Origin of the sequence: Ruegeria profundi, from assembly GCF_049800715.1 — a bacterium.
GTDB lineage: Bacteria > Pseudomonadota > Alphaproteobacteria > Rhodobacterales > Rhodobacteraceae > Ruegeria > Ruegeria profundi_A.
The window spans coordinates 1-15,387 of record NZ_JBNAFO010000002.1; the positions used below are offsets into that span (position 1 = coordinate 1).

The window sequence follows — 15,387 nt, forward strand, 5'->3', positions numbered from 1 at the left end:
CATAGCAAAAGCCCCGGGGTTTTGCCCGGGGCTTTTGGGTTTGTTGTTTTTGTGGTTACACGCAGTCTTGGACGGCGCGTTTCGTCATCACCCCAACCAAATGCGCGCGGTAGGTTTTGCTGCCATGCAGGTCGGCGATCATGTTCATCGGGTTGACGCTCAGCCCCATCAATGCCTCGGCGCTGAAGGATTTGTTCAAGGCCTCTTCGGCCTCTGCCCACCGGAACACGCCGTCTTCGCTGGCGCCGGTCACGGCCACGCGGACACCATCCGCGAACCGCGCCACGTAGACACCGACCAATGCAAACCGGGACGCGGGCTGCAGGAACTTCTGATAGCTCGCCGCCTGCGGCACAGGGAACCGGACCGAGGTGATGATCTCACCCTCATCCAGCGCGGTGGCAAACATGCCCTGAAAGAAGTCGTCCGCCGCGATCTGCCGCGCGTTGGTCACGATGGTCGCGCCTGAGCCCAGCACACCCGCCGGATAACAGGCCGCCGGATCATTGTTGGCCACCGACCCGCCAATGGTGCCGCGGTTGCGCACCGCCGGGTCGCCGATCTGACCCGCCAAAGCCGCCAGCGCCGGATACGACCCCGCCGCCTCACGCGCCACCGTGGCATGGGGCGTCGCCCCGCCAATGACGACCGAGCCGTCATCCTCGACACAGACACCCTGCATCTCGGCAATCCCACCCATGCTGACCAGCACCGAAGGGGCCGCCAGGCGCTGCTTCAGCGTCGGGATCAGCGTCTGACCCCCGCCCAATGGCTGCGCATCCTCGGCCCCCAACGCAGCAACCGCGTCGGCAATGCTCGAAGGCTTCTCAAACTCGAAACTGTACATTCCGCTTTTCCTTTCCGAAGAGCGCAGATCCGCTCTTCATCTGGCTAAAAATACCTCGGGGGTCCGGGGGCTGGCCCCCGGTCCGCCCTCTCAACTCAGCTGTTCATCGCCGCCCAGACGCGCGACGGGCTTACTGGCATGTCGATGTGATCCACCGCCTTGCCGCCCGAATTCATCGCATCCAGAACGGCATTGACCACAGCCGGCGGAGAGCCAATCGCCCCGGCCTCACCACAGCCCTTCACACCCAGCGGGTTATGCGTACAGGGCGTCTGGCTGGAATGATCCACGCCGTAGAAGGGCACATCATCGGCGCGCGGCATGGCGTAATCCATGAAGGACGCGCTCAACAGCTGGCCATTCTCATCATAGGCGCAGTTCTCCAGCAGAGCCTGGCCGATACCCTGGCCAATGCCGCCATGCACCTGACCATCCACGATCATCGGATTGACAATGTTGCCAAAGTCATCCGCCGCGGTGAAGGCCTCGATACTGACCTGACCGGTCTCGGGGTCGACCTCAACCTCGCAGGCATAAGCGCCCGAGGGGAAGGTGAAGTTGGCCGGGTCATAGAACGCGGTCTCCTCCAGCCCCGGCTCAACCTCCAGCGGGAAGTTATGCGGCACATAAGCTGTCAGGGTCACGTCGCCCCAGGCCACCGACTTGTCGGTGCCCGCGACGCTGAACTGACCGTCCTTCAGCTCAATATCGGCCTCAGACGCCTCCAGCAGGTGGGCTGCGATCTTCTTGGCCTTGTCGATCACCTTCTCGGTGGCCTTCACCATGGCCGAGCCACAGACCGCCAGAGAGCGCGAGCCATAGGTGCCCATGCCGAACGGGATTTTTGAGGTGTCGCCATGCACGATCTCGACCATCGATTCATCAATGCCGATCATGTCGGCCACAACCTGCGGGAAGGCGGTCTCATGCCCCTGCCCGTGGCTGTGCGCGCCAACCATGACGCTGATCGAGCCGGTGGCATTCACCCGCACGGTCGCCGCGTCATAAAGACCCGCTCGGGCCCCCAGCATGCCAACGATGTTCGAGGGCGCAATGCCGCACGCTTCGATATAGCAGTTGATGCCCAGACCCCGCAGCTTGCCCTTGGCCTCGCTTGCCGCACGGCGCGCGGCAAAGCCTGCCAGATCAGCCGCAGCTTCCAGCTTGTCCATGGTCCCGTTGTAATCCCCAGTGTCATAGGTCAGAGCGACCGGCGTGTCATAGGGGAACTGGGTGATGAAGTTCTGACGGCGCAGGGCAATCGGATCGACTCCCAGCTCGCGCGCAGCTTTATCCACCACGCGTTCCAACTGGAACGTCGCCTCGGGCCGGCCCGCGCCGCGATAGGCATCCACCGGCACTGTGTTGGTGAACATCGCCTTCACATTCACCTGAATGACCGGCGTCTTGTAATTGCCCGCCATCAACGTGCCGTGCAGCCATGTGGGCACCGAGCTGGAGAAGGTCGACAGATACGCTCCAAGGTTCGCGTAGGTGTTGGTCCGCAACCCGATGAAGTTATTGTCTGCATCCAGCGCCAGTTCGATTTTGCTGACATGATCCCGGCCATGGGCGTCCGACATGAACGCCTCGGACCGGCTGGAGGTCCACTTGACCGGGCGGTTGCAGGCCTTGGCGGCGAAGGTACAGAACGCCTCTTCCGCATAGTGGAATATCTTGGTGCCAAAACCGCCGCCCACATCCGGGGCCACCACGCGGACCTTATGCTCGGGCAGGCCCAGCACAAAGGCGCACATCAGCAGGCGGATCACATGCGGGTTCTGCGACGTGGTATAGAGCGTGTACTCATCCGTGCCCCGCTTATACTCACCAACCGCCACGCGTGGTTCCATCGGGTTGGCGACCAGGCGGTTGTTGACCAGATCCAGCGTGGTCACATGGGCCGCATTGGCGAAGACCTCATTGACCTTTGCATCGTCAGTCTCGCCCAGCTGCCAGTCATAGCAGATGTTGTTCTTCAGATCGTCATGGACCAGCGTCGCGCCCTCTTGCGCTGCGGCCTTCATGTCGATCACGGCGGGCAGTTCCTCGATCTCGAGGTCAATCGCCTCGGCCGCGTCACGCGCCTGCTCCAGGCTGTCGGCCACGATGGCGGCGATGGGATCGCCCACATGGCGCACCTTGCCCTGGGCCAGAATGGGATGCGCAGGCTCCTGCATGGGCGCGCCGTGCTTGTCCGTCACCTCCCAGCCGCAGGGCATGCCGCCCACGCCTTCGAAATCCTTGCCGGTGAACACCTTGACCACGCCCGGCATGGCCTCGGCCGCCGAGGTATCAAGGCTGGTGATCCGGCCATGCGCGATATCCGAGCGCAGGAAATGAACATAGGCCTGTCCGGCCACGTTGATGTCGTCGGTGTAATTGCCTGCTCCGGTCAGAAAGCGCACGTCCTCGCGCCGCTTGGAACTGGCTCCGATGCCACTGTCTTTGGGCATTGCTTGTTCTCCTCCCTCGGGCCGCTTATTCGGCGGCGATGCTGCTGACGTCCTGGCCCGAAGCGGCCATGATCGCCTTGACGATGTTGTGATAGCCTGTGCAGCGGCACAGGTTGCCTTCCAGATACTTGCGAATCTCGGCCTCGGACGGGCGGGGATTGTCCTTCAGCAAGGCCGCCGCGCTCATCACCATGCCCGGTGTGCAGAAGCCGCATTGCAGCCCGTGGTGATCCTGAAACGCCTGCTGGATCGCATTGAGCGTCCCATCCTCGGCCGCCTGACCCTCGATCGTGCCGACCTCGGCACCGTCGGCCTCAACCGCCAGCATGTTGCACGACTTCACGGCCTCGCCGTTCACATGCACCACACAGGCCCCACATTGCGCCGTATCACAGCCAACATGCGTCCCCGTCAAAGACAAATGATCCCGCAAAAAACCAGACAATAACGTCCGACCCTCAACATCACCGCTCACAGACATGCCATTCACAGTCAGCGATATATTTGGCATAAGACCTCCCCTTCTTTAGCTCATTCGCTTGGGGCGAGTTAAACACGGGAGGTCTGGCTTGAGAACAGGAATTTGTCGCTTTTTGACACCAGAGGGACGCAAAAGGCCGATGCCATAAACTCATCGGCGCCACCTGTGGGCCTCTGAACTATTTCTTCCGTTGCGCGCGAGGTTGCGGCCGGGTCGGGATTTCCTTGAGCAGACCGCCCACACCCATCGCAGCAATATCAGCACCAGTGGTCTCGACCCCACAGGCCACGCGGGACAAAACCCAATCGGCGCCGTTCAAAGCCGGAGAGCGCGCGCATCCCGGCAGGCCGATCACAGGGCGCGTGTTCAACGCCCCCAGAAACAGCAAATTGCCCGGATCCACCGGCATGCCGAACCGATCAACATCCCCGCCTGCGGCGCGCACGGCAGACGGGGCCACGTCTTTCACATCCGACGTCGCCGAGGCCGTCAGGATCATCAGCACATCGCCTTCGGCCCGATTAATGGCCGATGCAAGTTGATCGGTTTTATGCGGGACGATCTGCACATCGCATAAATCCATTCCTAGTGCTTCGACACGCCCGCGCATGGCCGCGATGCCCTTCTCATTGGGCGGCCCTCCGGCGATTTCCGTTACGATCAATCCCGCGCTGCGATAGACCGGCGCAACAAGGCGGACCGAGGCCTGCGCCAAGGCGGCCGCGCGTTCGACATCGGCTTTGGGAACGGCGTAGGAGATCACCTTGATCGTGGCGACCATGCCGCCCGCGCTCATCTGCTGATGCTGCGGGACCGTTGCGACGGTGATCATCGGATTGATGCGGTTGAACTGCTCGAGTGCGGCCACATCCAGCACCACCACGCCCGATCCCTCAGCCAGAAGGTTCACACGGCCGGTAAACGCCTCGGTCAAGCGTAGATTGGCGTCGGTGGGATCGGGGACCAGAGCACGGGCCAGCACTTCGGCAGCTTCGTCCTCATGACAATCGCCGGGTTCCAGACGGGCGACGATGACCTCGTCAAACCCCGCGCTGGACAATTGCGAGACATGCTCGGCAGTTAGCATGAGCCCTTTGCGCAGCTTTTGGTCCGAGACTTTGACGGAATGCGCGAGAATGGCTCCGGCAGCTTCGGTCACGGGCACAGGGCCGAATTTCATGCCTTACCTCGCAGAACCGCCGTCATCTGGGCCAGGATGGCCACGGCAATCTCGGAGGGACCTGCGGCACCGATATCTAGACCGATCGGACCATGTATCCGCGCGATCTGAGCTTGGGTGAACCCCGCCTCGGTCATCCGCTCAACCCTTTTGGCATGGGTGCGGGTCGACCCAAGGGCGCCAATGTAGAACACATCCGCATCCAACGCGGCCTGCAGGGCCGGATCATCCAGTTTCGGATCGTGGGTCAACAGGACAATGGCCGTACGTTGATCCAGACCCAGCTTGGCAACTGCCTCATCAGGCCAATCGGTCAACAGGGTCTCTCCGGGGAAGCGGCTGTCTGAGGCAAATGCCTCGCGCGGGTCGATGATGGCCGGGTCGTATCCCGCAATCCGCGCCATCGGCACCAAGGCCTGCGCGATGTGAACCGCACCGACTATGATCAATCGCAAAGGTGGGTTGTGAACGGCGACGAAGGTCTTGCCGTCTTCCTCGAACCCAGACCGATCCATACGCAACCGATCCGCGTAAGCATTGCGGCGCAAAGTCCTGTATCCGCTGTCTGTATTCACTTCATAGGCCAGCGGTTCACGGCGCACACGGGCGGCGACCAACTCGGCCAGCATCGGCTCAGGCAGGACAGAGCCGACCGGTTCGACCAGCACCCGGATGGTGCCGCCGCAGGCCAAACCGACGGCAAAGGCGTCTTCGTCGCTGACACCGAATTCAAGCAAACGCGCCTCGCCCTCATCAATGGCTTCAATGGCTTCGACGATAACGGCGCCTTCGACGCAACCGCCCGAGACCGACCCTTCGATCCGCCCGTCACCACCAATCACCAGCTGAGACCCCACGCGCCGAGGAGCGCTGCCCCAGGTTTCGACAACAGTTGCCAGCGCGGCACCGCGACCACTGCGGTGCCATTCCAAAGCGCGTTCCGGGCTGCTGTCGAATCGATCCATCGAATCCTCCTGGCTTGTTGCAAACCAACATAGGCAGCCTTGGACCAATGAAAAGCGAACGTTAGTCGGAGACGGCAGTCAATTCGCGTTTATGTGGGCAGTAAAAGGCCGATTTGATATTCACACTCTCAAAGGATTGATTGCGAATACCCCACGTCCTAAGTTGAAACTGTGCCTGAATTTGGATTGGGCGCTCTCAATAAATTTCTCAACGGAGACGAAGAGTTGAAACGCATTCTTACACTGGGAACGGCGATCGGCCTGTTGGCCTCGACCGCTGCATGGGCTGATACATTCGAACGCTACGGTGAGGTTGAAGGCTGGAAAGTCTTCATCGACAACGAAAAGAAATCCTGTCTGATTGAGGCCGTGGATGACGCGGAAAACGTTGTTCAGATGGGCCTGACCGAGGATCGCGGTGTAGGCTACGTTGGCGTTTTCACCAAGGCGGAAACCAATATCAAACGCGGAGAAAAAGAAGCCGTGGCAATCCTGCTGGGTGATAACCTTTACGTGGGTGAAGCCACTGGCATGAAGGGCAATATCACCAAGGGTTATTCCGGCGGTTATGTCCTGTCCGACGACCCACAATTTGCGGATGATCTGGCCAAGAAACAGGTCATGATCGTCTTCCCCGAAAAGGAATTTGCGTTCACCGTAGATCTGACCGGCACATACAAGGCTATGGAAATGGCGCGTGAGTGCAACGAAAAGCAGCTGGGCTAAATCCTAGCCGGAAAGCGCGGACATGAGCCGCGCTTTCTCTCCGACATCGTCCTGAGCAGAGATGACAGTGGCGAGGTCTTCGAGCGACGCAATCGAATGACCCGCGCGGAAGCTGTCGACATGGGGCAGCATGGCGGCCACGCCCTGTGCTTTGGGGGCGAACCCATCCCAACGCAGCAGTGGGTTCAGCCAGATCAGACGCCGGGCCGAAAGATGCAGACGCTCGGTCTCTTTCGCCAAAGCTTCGGGCGCGCCGCGATCCAGCCCGTCCGAGATCAGCAGAACCACCGCGCCCTGCCCCATGACGCGCCGCGACCAGTCTCGGTTGAAGGCGTGCAGGCAGTCTCCGATCCGCGTACCCCCTTCCCAATCCTGCGCCTCGGCCCCGGCGGCAGCTAGGGCGGCATCCACATCGCGATGGTGCAGGTGACGGGTTATATTGGTCAGTTGCGTGCCGAAGGTGAAGGCATGGACCTTGGCCCAGCCAGCCCCCTTGGCGTTCGAGACCGTGTGCAGAAAATGCAGGATCAGTCGGCTGTATTGGCTCATCGAGCCGGAGATATCGCAGAGCACGACCAGATTGGGCCAGCGCGGCCGGGGTTTTTGTTTCGCGATATCGTGCAGCTCACCGCCCTGACGCATGGCGGCGCGCAGGGTTCTCGCCCGGTCGATCCGGTGGCCGATATAGCTGGCCTGGCTGCGGCGGCTTTCGATCGGCTTGACCGGCAGGCTGAGGCGCGACAGGAGGCGCTTGGCCTGCGCTATCTCATCAGTACTCATCTGTTCAAAATCCAGACTGCGCAAACGCTCCTCGGACGAAGTCGTTTGCGAAGCGTCGATCTCAAGCTCGGTCTCGCCCTCCTGCTCCTCGGAGGTTTCAGGCTGATCGCGTTCAACCCCGTCAAGCAACGCCTCAGCCGCGCGTTTTTCACCGGCGTCGGCTTTGCGTTCTTCCTGCACACCGCGAATGGCGGGCAGCATCATGGACATCATGTGTTCCAGATACCTTGGGTCGCGCCAATAAAGGCGAAAGACTTGCGCGAAGACGGTGCGATGTTCGGGGCGGTTCACGAAACAGGCGTGTAGGGTCCAGTAGAAATCCTGCTTCTCAGAGAAGCCTGCGGCCTCAACAGCGCGGATGGCATCCACCACACGACCGGTGCCGATCGGCAGCCCGGCTTTTCGAAGGGCGCGGGCGAAATGTGTGATGTTCTGCGCCAGCTTCGGGTTTTCGGGAATGTCGAGCGGGATCTGTTCGGCCATCAGCGCTCATGGGGGCTCTGCCCCCATACCCCCGAGGTATTTTCAAACAGAAGAAGCATCAGGCCGGTTCTAAGTCGGCCTTGGCTTCGTCAAGAATGCGTTTGGCCTCGGACCCTTGCAGTTTCTGGATGTCGTCCTGATATTTCAGGATCGCGCCGAGGGTATCTCCGATCACTTCGGGGCTGAGGTTGATGACGTCCAGCGCAAGCAGGCATTTGGCCCAGTCGATGGTTTCCGCCACGCCGGGTTTCTTGAACAGATCTTCGGTGCGCAGACGCTGCACGAAGGCCACGACCTCGCGGCTGAGGGACTGGGCCGCTTCGGGCGCGCGGGCGTTTAAGATTTCAATCTCCCGGTCGAAATCCGGGTAGTCGACCCAGTGGTAAAGGCAGCGGCGCTTGAGGGCATCATGCACCTCACGCGTGCGGTTTGAGGTGACGATAACGACGGGTGGCTCGGGGGCTTTGACGGTGCCGAGTTCCGGGATTGTGACCTGAAAATCGCTGAGTGCTTCCAGCAGGAAGGCCTCGAAGGGTTCATCGGTGCGGTCAAGCTCGTCGATCAGCAACACCGGCGCGCCGTTTTCATCGGGCCTCATGGCTTGTAGCAATGGGCGTTCGACGAGATAGTCATCCGAGAACAGCTCGGTCTGCAGGGCTGAGCGGTCTGCGCCGCCCGCAGCTTCGGCGGTTCTGATAGCGACCATCTGCGCGGGAAAGTTCCATTCATAGACGGCAGAGGACGCATCAAGCCCTTCGTAGCATTGCAAGCGGATCAGGCGGCGACCAAGCCCTGCGGCCAGTGCCTTGGCGATCTCGGTCTTGCCTACACCGGCCTCACCTTCCAGAAACAACGGCCGGCCGAGTTTCAGCGACAGGAAGACGACCGTTGCCAGCGCGCGGCCGCAAACATAGCCCTGTGCGCTTAGCATTGTTTGAACCGCGTCTATGGAATCTGGCTGTGTCATATGCTGAATTCTCCCTTGCCACAAAAGGTCATGACCGCGCTTGTGCGTCAAGGCCATGACCCGTTTCTGAGCTACGACGTTCGAACGAGTTGACAAGGGCTTTTACGGCGGCGGCCTCTGTGCTAGCGGAGGCGCATGACCGATAGCATCACGATCCGCCGCCCCGACGATTGGCATCTGCACCTGCGCGATGGCGCGATGTTGCAGGCCGTCCTTCCCGAAACCGCACGCCATTTTGGCCGTGCGATCATCATGCCCAATCTGGTGCCCCCGGTGGTAACCGGCGCGCACGCCGCCGCCTATCGCGAGCGTATTATGGCGGCGCTACCTGAAGGGATGACGTTCGAGCCGCTGATGACCCTGTATCTGACCGAAGATACGGATCCAGAAGACCTCGCCGCTGCGCATGCAAGCGGGTTGGTGAAGGCGGTCAAGCTCTACCCGGCGGGTGCGACGACCAATTCGCATTCGGGTGTTCGGAATTTCGACAATGTGCGCCCGGTGCTGGAGAAGATGGCCGAGATCGGCCTGCCACTCTGTGTTCATGGCGAAGTCACCGATGCCGAGATCGACATCTTCGATCGTGAGGCTGTGTTCATCGACCGCGTTCTGGATCCGATCCGCCAAGCCACTCCGGGCCTGCGTGTTGTCATGGAGCATATTACGACTCGCGACGGGGTTCAGTATGTTGCCGCCGACGAGACCGATCTGGGCGCAACGATCACGGCGCATCACCTTATCATCAACCGCAACCACATTCTGGTGGGCGGGATCAAACCCCACTACTACTGCCTGCCAGTCGCTAAGCGTGAAGAACATCGGTTGGAGCTGCTGAAGGCCGCGACCTCGGGCGATGCGCGGTATTTTCTGGGCACGGACAGCGCGCCGCATACGGATGACAACAAGGAAATGGCCTGTGGCTGTGCGGGCTGTTTCACGGCGACCAACACCATGTCCTTGGTGGCCGAGATGTTCGACCGCGAAAGTGCCTTGGACAAGCTGGAAGGGTTCGTGTCGCTGAATGGTCCGGGTTTCTATGGCCTACCGGTGAACGAAAGCTCGATCACGCTGACCAAAGGTGACCCGGTCGAATACCCGTCGAAGATCGAAAGCGGCGACGGACCCGTCACCGTATTCGACCCCGGCTTCCCCCTGCACTGGCGCGTGGTTTAACCCGCCAGTTTTGCAGCCAGATCGCGGGCGCGACCTCCGGTGCGCAGCATCGACCATATCGCGTCCGCCTCGTCCCCTCCAATCAGTTTCGACGCTTTGGCCCGGACACGGTCTTCCCGATCCGCCAGAGACATCGGAGCCATCAGATCTTGGGTGACCTCGCGTCGCACGCCGTCGCGCCGCAGAAGCTCTAGGCGGGCCTGGGTCTCGGTGAGGGTTTCATCCGCCTCGACCGTGATGCGGTCTCGCAAAGAGCGAATGCGAGGATCAGCGCAGACCTTTTCGGTGTAACTGCTTGGCAAAGCGGTGTCGTAGCCGAGCGCCTGCATGGCGATCACCGTACGATAGGAAAACTTCGCCCCCAGCCCTGTGGTCGGAGACATCTGGTTGCAGACACTCATCCAGCGCGGATGGGTTTTGACCTTGATTTCAGCCACTTCAGGTTCGGCAACATCAAGACGCAGAGCAGCCTCAAGCGCGGCGTGCAAACCGTGGCAGCACGCGTGGAACTTGTGGCTGACCGATTCGAACAGCCACTCCTCCCCCAACCCGTCCAGCGCTGCTGATGTATCCGCCGCGCCCTGGTGGGTTGCACCAAAGCCGTACTGGCCTTCTAGCGCACTCGCATTGGGCTCAAAGCCCCGTTTAATCAGCAAGACGACCTCGATCCCGGCTGATGCGGCCAATCCTGCATTGTAGGGTTTGCCCATGGTGCCGAACTGAGCTTTCAGGCCGGCCGAGCGCGTGGATGTCAGGCCCAGAACTTGCTGCATCTGGTTCGCATCAAACCCAAGAACCCGACCCGCTGCAACCGCCGCCCCAAAGGCCCCCGCAGTCGCCGTTTGGTGGAACCCAGCCTGATAGTGGTCTCGACCGAGCCAGAGGCCGATACGGATCGAAACCTCCATCCCGATCAGGGCAGCTTCCAAGAGATCAACTAGAATACGGTCATCCCATTCTGAAACCGCCAAGGCCGCAGGTAGGATTGCAACCGACGGATGGCCGATATGGGCGAAATGGGTGTCGTCATAGTCCAGCGCGTGGGACACCGTTCCATTGACCAGTGCCGCCGCCCGCAGAGGTGCGGCCCCGCCGCCGAACAGATGGGCCTGCGCTGCGCCGCCCTCCTCCTGCACCAAGTCCCGGACGGCGACTGACACGGGCTCGGACACACCGGCACGGCCCACGGCGATCCAGTCGAGAACGGATAGAGATGTAGTAGCCCGCGCCTGCGCGGTTGTGTTGACGGGGCCAGCGGCAAAACTCGCAAGCGTTGAGGTGAATCCAGACATAGCGCGCAGTCTAACGCGCGCCGGTCGTTGGTAAAGCCTTAGCTGTAAAGCTCGGCAGCTCGGGCCTCGAATGCGCGCACGATGCGTTGCATGGCCTCGTTGAAGACGACACCAATAATCCCTTGCAGAATGGCGTTCTTGAACTCGAAATCTACATGGAACGAGACGTTGCACCCGCCTTCGGGGGCGTCTGCAAACTGCCAGTCCGATTTCATGTATTTGAACGGGCCGTCCAGATACTCGGTGTCTATCTTCTTTTGACCCGCAAACAAGGTCACCCGGCTGCCAAAACGCTCACGAAACACTTTGAACGAGATCACCAGATCAGCCTCCATCACCTCGGCCTCGCCAGCCGCATAGGTCCGGCGAATACGCGCGGCGGCGCACCATGGCAGGAACTTGGGATAGCTCGCCACATCAGCAACCAGATCATACATCTGTTGGGCCGAATAAGGCAGGTGACGCGTTTCCGAGTGGATAGGCATGGCAATCCGGCATTAGAAGGTGACAATGGCGCGTCATGTCGTATGTTGCGCGCCAAAGATCAAGGGGGCTGCGATGACTGACCGCGCTTATGTGATAGATGAGATGATCTCGGCCAAGGCAATTGCAGCCAGAATCGAAGAGCTTTGCCGCGAAATTACCGAAGAATTCGGCAATACTGACAAGCTCGTTGTCGTTGGCCTACTGCGTGGCTCTTTCGTGTTCATCGCTGATCTGGTCCGTGAGTTGGACCTGCCCATCGAGGTGGATTTCCTTGAGGCCTCCTCTTACGGCGACGCGATGGAGAGCAGCCGGGAAGTGCGCATTCTCAAGGACTTGCGGGGCGCGATTGAAGGTCGCGATGTGCTGGTCGTCGAAGATATCGTCGATACGGGCCATACGCTGAACCACGTCACCAACCTGCTACGCAGTCGTGAGCCAAAACGGCTTAAGTCCATTGCCCTACTCGACAAACCGAGCCGGCGCGAGGTCGATTTTCGTTCAGATTGGATCGGGTTCGAAATCCCCGATGAGTTCGTTGTGGGCTACGGAATCGATTACGCGCAGCGCAATCGCAACCTGCCGTTCATCGGTAAGGTTCGGTTTACCTGAACGCGACCTCAGCCCAGCACCTGCCGGATCGCCGCAAAAAAGACGCCCGTACCAATTGGGATCAGCGCGTCCGGGAAATCATAGTCGGGATTGTGCAACTGGGGGTGATCTCGCCCTGCTCCCAACCAAAACATCGCCGATTTTGCGCCTTTGCCGAACTGACCGAAATCTTCCGAGAACCTTTGCGGCTCATCGCTCAGCTTGCATGCAACAGATTGATCCGCACAGGCCTCGGCCAGAATAGTCACCGCGTCGGAGTCATTGGTGCAGGCCTCGAAGACATCCTCATAGGTGATCTCGACACTCAAATTCTCGGATTTGGCGATCTGCTGAACCAAGGCCTCAGAATCGGCAATGAGCTTTGCCATCCGGTCGTCAGACACGGTGCGCAATGTCACCCAAAGCTCAGCTTGACCGGGGGCGACACCAAAGGTCCGCTCTCCGAGGCTGGCATGGGTGATCGTGGTCAGCGCGTAGTCAGCGTTCAGCACCCCTGATGTGCCGAGCCGGGTAAGTTCCTGGATCAGTGCGGACAAAGCACCCGCCGGAGAAACCCCATCCTGCGGCGCGGCGGCATGAGAGGTCTTTCCGGTTAATGCAATCCGCATACCGCGAGAGGCGCAGTTGGTTGGCCCCTGACACAGCTCAACCTCGCCCAGTTCCAGCCCCGGCAAGTTATGGAGAGAAAGCACGTAATCCGGCGCAAGTTGCGCGAATTGGGGATCGTCGCGGAACGCCTTGGCCCCCTGCCCGGTTTCTTCGGCAGGTTGGAAAATCAAAACCACCCGTCCGCGCGTCGGGCGCTGTTCCTGCAACGCAAGCGCCACACCGAGAACCATCGACATATGGCCGTCATGCCCGCACAGATGCCCTTTACCCGGCACGGTCGAGACATACGGCAGCTCCGAGAGTTCCTTGATCGGCAACCCATCCAGCTCGCATCGAATGGCGACGGTGGGACCAGTCGCACCGCTGTCGAAGACCGCGGCAACTCCGTGCCCGCCGAGGTCAGTCACTACGGTATCAGCCTCCGCACGACGCAGCTCATCGGCCATGCGCGCGGCGGTTTGACGTTCTTGCCCAGAAAGTTCGGGATGTTGATGCAAACTACGGCGCAGCACTGTCAGCTGCGCCAATCTTTCAGGCGTCACGCTTGCCCCAGCTTCGCCTGCCGTGCCGCACGCAAACGCGCGAAATCATCCCCTGCGTGGTAGGACGAGCGCGTCAGAGGTGTAGCTGAGACCATCAGGAAGCCCTTGCCATAAGCCGCTTTTTCATAGGAGGCGAACTCTTCAGGCGTCACGAAACGGTCCACCGCGTGGTGCTTGGGCGTCGGTTGCAGATATTGACCAATGGTCAGGAAATCTATGTCCGCAGCGCGCATGTCATCCATGACCTGACCGACTTGCTGCTTGTCCTCACCCAGACCGACCATGATGCCGGATTTGGTGAAGATCGACGGGTCCAGTTCCTTCACTCGCTGCAACAGGCGCAGCGAATGGAAATACCGCGCGCCGGGGCGAACCTCGGGATAGAGGCCCGGTACGGTTTCGAGATTGTGGTTGAATACATCCGGCTTGGCCTCGACTACGGTCTCAAGCACTTCGGGTTCACATTTCAGGAAGTCAGGTGTCAGAATCTCGATCGTCGTCTTCGGGGAACGGTGACGGACGGCGCGAATTGTCTGCGCAAAGTGATCCGCTCCGCCGTCTTTCAAATCGTCCCGATCAACCGAGGTGATCACAACGTGGTTCAGACCCAATTTTTGAACCGCATGCGCTACACGACCCGGCTCAAACGCGTCCAGCGAGTCCGGACGTCCCGTGGCAATATTGCAGAAGGTGCAGCCGCGGGTACAAATCTCACCCATGATCATCATGGTGGCGTGACCCTGGCTCCAGCACTCGCCTACGTTGGGGCATCCGGCCTCTTCGCAAACCGTCACCAGATTGTTTTCACGCATGATCTTATGCGTCTCGGCATAACCCTTGCCGCCTGGCGCCTTGACCCTGATCCATTTCGGCTTCTTAGGCTGGGCGTTGTCCGGGCGATGCGCCTTTTCGGGGTGACGTTGTTCTGGGATTTTCAGATCGCGCACGGGCAGTTTTCCTAACTTTGGGTCAACTTTGTGTACCCATAACATAAAACACTCACGCCTGTTACACCAGCGACGCATAGCCGCTATGCACAAATCTGGCGAGCGTCAAATTAGTTTAAACTTAAACTATATTTTTCACTCGAAAAATCAATAGACAAGCCCATCAAACCAATCTTGCAGATGCAGCATTTCATGGATTGCAGGCAATCTAGAACTGATTTAGATCGCCAGAAAGTCACAACTGAATCACAGGAACTTGAACATGAAGACCGGAGCAAAACTGCCCGATGTGACCTTCCACACGCGCGTCCGCGACGAGGCCGTCGAAGGCCCCAACCCGTTCCGCTGGAAAGACAAGACAACCGCCGACTATTTCGCTGGCAAACGAGTGATCCTGTTCTCGCTGCCCGGCGCTTTCACCCCCACATGTTCGACCTACCAGCTGCCCGGATTTGAAAACGGTTACGCCGATTTCACCGCCAAGGGTATCGACGAGATCTACTGCATGTCCGTCAATGACAGCTTTGTCATGAACAAATGGGCACAGGATCAAGGCCTGAAGAACGTTAAGGTCATCCCTGACGGTTCGGGTGAGTTCACCCGCAAGATGGGCATGCTGGTCGACAAGGACAACCTGGGCTTTGGCATGCGCTCGTGGCGCTATGCGGCCATCATCAATGACGGTGTTGTCGAAGCATGGTTCGAAGAGCCCGGCCTGATGGACAACTGCCCCGAAGACCCTTATGGCGTGTCCTCGCCCGAGACTCTGATCCAGCATCTGGAAGCTGCCGCCGAACCCGCGTTGGCGTAAATCTGGTGCTTAAACGCTGAATACAGGCCCGCT

Annotated in this window: 15 protein-coding genes; 4 read left to right on the plus strand and 11 right to left on the minus strand. The window is 60.0% G+C overall.

All coding sequences use genetic code 11. The features are described 5' to 3' along the window. Positions 1 to 55: 55 nt before the first annotated feature. From ACP15L_RS03895 to ACP15L_RS03915, 5 genes are all read right to left on the minus strand, one after another. Positions 56 to 847 (minus strand): FAD binding domain-containing protein, encoded by a 792-nt coding sequence (locus ACP15L_RS03895; RefSeq protein WP_425082682.1) that lies wholly within the window; start codon positions 845 to 847, stop codon positions 56 to 58. 95 nt (positions 848 to 942) lie between these two features. Next, entirely contained in the window at positions 943 to 3,303 is a 2,361-nt protein-coding gene (locus tag ACP15L_RS03900) for a xanthine dehydrogenase family protein molybdopterin-binding subunit (RefSeq protein ID WP_425082681.1), read from the minus strand. Between the two features lie 25 nt (positions 3,304 to 3,328). Continuing rightward, complete coding sequence (locus tag ACP15L_RS03905) at positions 3,329 to 3,814, minus strand: (2Fe-2S)-binding protein (RefSeq protein WP_170718083.1); 486 nt, start codon at positions 3,812 to 3,814, stop codon at positions 3,329 to 3,331. A gap of 148 nt (positions 3,815 to 3,962) precedes the next feature. Continuing rightward, positions 3,963 to 4,964, minus strand: coding sequence for a molybdopterin-binding protein (locus ACP15L_RS03910; protein ID WP_425083213.1), 1,002 nt, complete (start codon positions 4,962 to 4,964; stop codon positions 3,963 to 3,965). Further along, the gene (locus ACP15L_RS03915; protein WP_425083214.1) at positions 4,961 to 5,929 is read right to left on the minus strand and encodes an XdhC family protein; all 969 of its coding nucleotides are present in this window, start codon (positions 5,927 to 5,929) and stop codon (positions 4,961 to 4,963) included. Before ACP15L_RS03915 ends, ACP15L_RS03910 begins: the two co-directional genes overlap by 4 nt. A 225-nt stretch (positions 5,930 to 6,154) precedes the next feature. Between ACP15L_RS03915 and ACP15L_RS03920 the strand changes: the two genes are divergently transcribed. Beyond that, the gene (locus ACP15L_RS03920; RefSeq protein ID WP_170665241.1) at positions 6,155 to 6,655 is read left to right on the plus strand and encodes a hypothetical protein; all 501 of its coding nucleotides are present in this window, start codon (positions 6,155 to 6,157) and stop codon (positions 6,653 to 6,655) included. Positions 6,656 to 6,658: 3 nt separating this feature from the next. On the opposite strand, the gene ACP15L_RS03925 is transcribed toward ACP15L_RS03920, so the two are convergent. Both ACP15L_RS03925 and ACP15L_RS03930 read right to left on the minus strand, forming a co-directional pair. Then, positions 6,659 to 7,918 (minus strand): vWA domain-containing protein, encoded by a 1,260-nt coding sequence (locus ACP15L_RS03925; RefSeq protein ID WP_425083215.1) that lies wholly within the window; start codon positions 7,916 to 7,918, stop codon positions 6,659 to 6,661. A 58-nt stretch (positions 7,919 to 7,976) separates the two neighbouring features. After that, positions 7,977 to 8,885, minus strand: a complete 909-nt coding sequence (locus ACP15L_RS03930) for an AAA family ATPase (protein ID WP_170483861.1) — start codon at positions 8,883 to 8,885, stop codon at positions 7,977 to 7,979. Positions 8,886 to 9,020: 135 nt separating this feature from the next. Here ACP15L_RS03930 and pyrC point away from each other — a divergent pair, with 135 nt between their 5' ends. Then, positions 9,021 to 10,058 carry a dihydroorotase gene (gene pyrC / locus ACP15L_RS03935; RefSeq protein ID WP_425083216.1) on the plus strand — a complete coding sequence of 346 codons (1,038 nt, stop codon included), beginning with the start codon at positions 9,021 to 9,023 and terminating at the stop codon, positions 10,056 to 10,058. Here the strand turns inward: pyrC and ACP15L_RS03940 are convergent. Together ACP15L_RS03940 and ACP15L_RS03945 are read right to left on the minus strand one after the other, a co-directional pair. Next, on the minus strand, positions 10,055 to 11,350 hold the full coding sequence (locus ACP15L_RS03940) for an MmgE/PrpD family protein (RefSeq protein ID WP_425083217.1): 1,296 nt from the start codon (positions 11,348 to 11,350) through the stop codon (positions 10,055 to 10,057). The two genes, pyrC and ACP15L_RS03940, sit on opposite strands and share 4 nt — an antisense overlap. A gap of 38 nt (positions 11,351 to 11,388) precedes the next feature. Then, complete coding sequence (locus ACP15L_RS03945; protein WP_425083218.1) at positions 11,389 to 11,835, minus strand: type II toxin-antitoxin system RatA family toxin; 447 nt, start codon at positions 11,833 to 11,835, stop codon at positions 11,389 to 11,391. A gap of 73 nt (positions 11,836 to 11,908) precedes the next feature. On the opposite strand from ACP15L_RS03945, the gene hpt reads away from it, so the two are divergent. Continuing rightward, positions 11,909 to 12,445, plus strand: coding sequence for a hypoxanthine phosphoribosyltransferase (gene hpt / locus ACP15L_RS03950; RefSeq protein WP_170642023.1), 537 nt, complete (start codon positions 11,909 to 11,911; stop codon positions 12,443 to 12,445). Between the two features lie 8 nt (positions 12,446 to 12,453). Here the strand turns inward: hpt and ACP15L_RS03955 are convergent, their stop codons facing one another. Next, complete coding sequence (locus tag ACP15L_RS03955; RefSeq protein WP_425083219.1) at positions 12,454 to 13,596, minus strand: amidohydrolase; 1,143 nt, start codon at positions 13,594 to 13,596, stop codon at positions 12,454 to 12,456. Next, the gene (gene lipA, locus ACP15L_RS03960; RefSeq protein WP_170551141.1) at positions 13,593 to 14,543 is read right to left on the minus strand and encodes a lipoyl synthase; all 951 of its coding nucleotides are present in this window, start codon (positions 14,541 to 14,543) and stop codon (positions 13,593 to 13,595) included. Before lipA ends, ACP15L_RS03955 begins: the two co-directional genes overlap by 4 nt. Positions 14,544 to 14,805: 262 nt before the next feature. Here lipA and ACP15L_RS03965 point away from each other — a divergent pair, with 262 nt between their 5' ends. Next, positions 14,806 to 15,354, plus strand: a complete 549-nt coding sequence (locus ACP15L_RS03965) for a peroxiredoxin (RefSeq protein ID WP_425083220.1) — start codon at positions 14,806 to 14,808, stop codon at positions 15,352 to 15,354. Positions 15,355 to 15,387 lie beyond the last annotated feature (33 nt).

Bases quoted from the DNA above. Each gene is read 5' to 3' on its own strand.
- ACP15L_RS03895 (WP_425082682.1), bottom strand. From the start codon at position 847: ATGTACAGTTTCGAGTTTGAGAAGCCTTCGAGCATTGCCGACGCGGTT.
- ACP15L_RS03900 (WP_425082681.1), bottom strand. From the start codon at position 3,303: ATGCCCAAAGACAGTGGCATCGGAGCCAGTTCCAAGCGGCGCGAGGAC.
- ACP15L_RS03905 (WP_170718083.1), bottom strand. From the start codon at position 3,814: ATGCCAAATATATCGCTGACTGTGAATGGCATGTCTGTGAGCGGTGAT.
- ACP15L_RS03910 (WP_425083213.1), bottom strand. From the start codon at position 4,964: ATGAAATTCGGCCCTGTGCCCGTGACCGAAGCTGCCGGAGCCATTCTC.
- ACP15L_RS03915 (WP_425083214.1), bottom strand. From the start codon at position 5,929: ATGGATCGATTCGACAGCAGCCCGGAACGCGCTTTGGAATGGCACCGC.
- ACP15L_RS03925 (WP_425083215.1), bottom strand. From the start codon at position 7,918: ATGGCCGAACAGATCCCGCTCGACATTCCCGAAAACCCGAAGCTGGCG.
- ACP15L_RS03930 (WP_170483861.1), bottom strand. From the start codon at position 8,885: ATGACACAGCCAGATTCCATAGACGCGGTTCAAACAATGCTAAGCGCA.
- pyrC (WP_425083216.1), top strand. From the start codon at position 9,021: ATGACCGATAGCATCACGATCCGCCGCCCCGACGATTGGCATCTGCAC.
- ACP15L_RS03940 (WP_425083217.1), bottom strand. From the start codon at position 11,350: ATGTCTGGATTCACCTCAACGCTTGCGAGTTTTGCCGCTGGCCCCGTC.
- ACP15L_RS03945 (WP_425083218.1), bottom strand. From the start codon at position 11,835: ATGCCTATCCACTCGGAAACGCGTCACCTGCCTTATTCGGCCCAACAG.
- hpt (WP_170642023.1), top strand. From the start codon at position 11,909: ATGACTGACCGCGCTTATGTGATAGATGAGATGATCTCGGCCAAGGCA.
- ACP15L_RS03965 (WP_425083220.1), top strand. From the start codon at position 14,806: ATGAAGACCGGAGCAAAACTGCCCGATGTGACCTTCCACACGCGCGTC.